The 3,078-nt window shown below is 33.5% G+C and carries 2 protein-coding genes; both read right to left on the bottom strand.

Annotated elements, in window-relative coordinates:
* Window positions 1-1,911, bottom strand: a 1,911-nt coding sequence (locus tag ACVC2P_RS15780; protein ID WP_452599416.1) for a WD40/YVTN/BNR-like repeat-containing protein, incomplete at its 3' end; no start/stop codon positions are given.
* 246 nt (window positions 1,912-2,157) lie between these two features.
* A partial coding sequence (locus tag ACVC2P_RS15775) for an acyl-CoA dehydrogenase family protein (protein WP_452599415.1) occupies window positions 2,158-3,078 on the bottom strand: 921 nt, incomplete at its 5' end.

The following is a 3,078-nucleotide window of genomic DNA, read 5'->3' as shown; positions in this document are numbered from 1 at the left end:
CATGTATATTTTATTGGGGTTTACAGTTCCTTGAGCCAGTGCTGCAATTTGGTTATCTCCTTTATCTACAGTATGCCCAGATAAATTAGACCCATTCCATTCTGCTCTGTGCAAACTTTGAGATAGCATCCATATTCTTTTATCTGGATCATGGTGGTCTATGTAAGTTTGAACCCATCCCATTTCTGTATCTGAACTGAAGTTTACTGTTTGACTAGAATTAAATTGAGAATTTATAGAGCCAATTGATTGAAAGGCACCTCCACTTGAATATACATTTACAGGCGACCATACTTTATCTCCTTGTCTAGACCATTTCCATGCATTTTCTCCATCGTAACTATCTATGGAAGGCCCATCTCCGCCTATAGATTGGTAAAAATCTAAGACGTCTCCACTAGTTCCAGGAATAATACTTTGCGAACCTTGGTCTTGCGTTCCGTAATTAATATGATTTGTATCATTAATACCAGTAAATAAACAATCTCTGTACACTAGAGGAGTAATAGTATTTAATACATTTAAGTTAATAAAATGAGCATTAGCATATCCAGAGTTATCATATCCGACACCTGAAGCTGGAAAATCGGACCATTCTTTATAAGAAATGAAAACACCTCCATCTGAACATCTTGCCGAAAATAAATCTCCGCTGCTATTATAGAAAAAATGTGATGATTGAAAGTCTGGATGATAGTTAAATCGAATTCGATTTTGATAATCTGTTGGAGATAAGTTAGTTCCATTTTGATACCAACCCCAACCAGTTTCGTCTGTTAAAACAGAATTCAAGGCATTTGTAGATATAATAGGTATAGCATAACCACCTAAGCAAATATTAGGATTTTCTGGATGTGCAGCAAAGAATTTACCGGCATCCATTTTTCCACTAAGATCTCCATACCAGTTACCATGTGGAAATTTTGGTGTCCAAGTAACACCTTCATCATTAGAAACCCAGTAATTTTTATTTTCTGTTACGTATAGTAAACTACTATCTCCTCCAATACTAAAGGCATTATTGCCGTGCGAAGAGGTATAAGACCCCATAACATCAAAGTCTGTTTGCGAGGCATTTAATTTATACATTGCCCCACTTCTTGCTAAGTATATATTGTTTGCACCATCTTGAGTTGTATATCGTGGCGTATATAAAAAAGAGCTTAGAGAGGTCCCAAAATTTTTGAGTAATGAAAAATTAACGCCAAAATCTGTAGAAATATATATTGCAGAGTTATCTGTAACATATATTGTGTTGTTATCTTGTCTATTTATTGTAGAACTAGTATTAGTTGAAGGAAGCCCGTTTGAAAGTGTCCATGTAGCCCCATCATCATCTGAATAGTATAATGGGCCGTTTTCTATATGAGCAATAAGCCTAACTGTTCCACTCATATTAAATACCATTAAATTTTCATATCTATTTGGCCAACTTGCCGTTAATAATTGAAAATCGTCGCCTCCAGTGCCAGTGTTTGGATTATATACTGTTCCTTTATATATATAAGATTTAGAATTATATTCTCCTGCATAATGATTTAAAGTAACAGCATACATGGTATCTGTACCATCTAACATTTCTGCAAATTTAAATGCTCCAGGCATGTTTTTTGGACCTCTATTTAACCAGTTTCCTGTTAATGTTCCATTTGCGTAAATATTACTTAGTAAATTATTTTTACTAGATGAAGGTTTAACTGTTTTAGATAATCTGGCTAATATTTCTTGATGACGAGCAGCTTGTTCTGGTGTCCATCTCGCATGTTTATCTGGATTATGATTTTCTTTTTCTTTATTTTCTGCTTGAAGTAGTGGTTTTTTTAACTTCCCATTGGTGTCTTTATCTTGTTTACAAGACTGTAGGTTAAATACCATTAAAAGTACTATTATAAAAAAGGAGAGTTTTTTCATTTTCATTTTTTTAGTTAATAAATGGGGTTTGCACAAATTTAATATAAAAAATAAGTTTTATTGTTTAATTAAACGAATCGCTATTTATAGTAAATGTGTTTTGTAGTAGATTCAAATAGAAAAAACGTTTCAAAAGAAACGTTTTTTTATAATTTAATAAGTTTTTTAGTTGATAGATTCTAAATATAACAAAAAAAGCTGCTTCAAATATTTGAAACAGCTTTTTTAATAATAATTAAAACTAAATTAAAAGCAGTACTTGTTTTCTGCTTTAACTTTTTCTGCGATCTCGTTACGTAAGTCTACGATATCTGGGTAATTTGTATATTTAGTGAAACGTTTAAGTCCCATAAGCATCATACGTTGCTCGTCTCCTTCAGCAAAAGAAATAATACTTTCTTTTCCTTTTCCTTCCACAATACTTACAGCATTGTATAAATATAGCTTAGACATTGCAATTTGTACAGCTTGTTCTTTCTCTCCAAAACGTTTTGCGTTTTTCTCAGTTCTCAAAATTGTAGATTCTGCCATATAAATTTCAATTAAAATATCGGCAGCCGCAATTAATAATTGCTGGTGTTGTTCCATTTCTGGTCCAAATTTTTGAACAGCAGCTCCAGCAACCATTAAAAATACTTTTTTAAGTTTAGCTATCATTGCTTTTTCTTCAGAAAATAATTCTGAATAATCTGGCGTTTCAAAAGAAGGAATACCCATTAATTCTTCTTGTACGGCCATTGCAGGTCCTAATAAGTCTACATGCCCTTTCATAGCTTTCTTTACTAACATTCCAACAGACAACATTCTGTTAATCTCGTTAGTCCCTTCATAGATACGAGCAATACGCGCATCTCTCCATGCTGCTTCCATTGGTGTTTCTTCAGAGAAGCCCATTCCTCCAAAAATCTGGATACCTTCATCTGCACAATTTTGCACATCTTCTGAAACGGCTACTTTTAGTATAGAGCATTCTATTGCATATTCTTCGACTCCTTTAAGTTCTGCTTCCTGATGTGTATTTCCTGCTGCTTCACGTAGAGCAATACGGTCTTCTATATTTTTAGCTGCTCTATAAGTGGCAGATTCTCCAGCATAGGCATTGGTAGCCATTTCTGCTAGTTTTATTTTAATAGCTCCAAAATCTGAAATTGGTGTTTTAAATTGCTT

Source organism: Pontimicrobium sp. MEBiC01747 (assembly GCF_053601635.1).
Note: the sequence above shows the minus strand (reverse complement) of the source record. Positions and strands in the feature narration are given on the sequence as shown.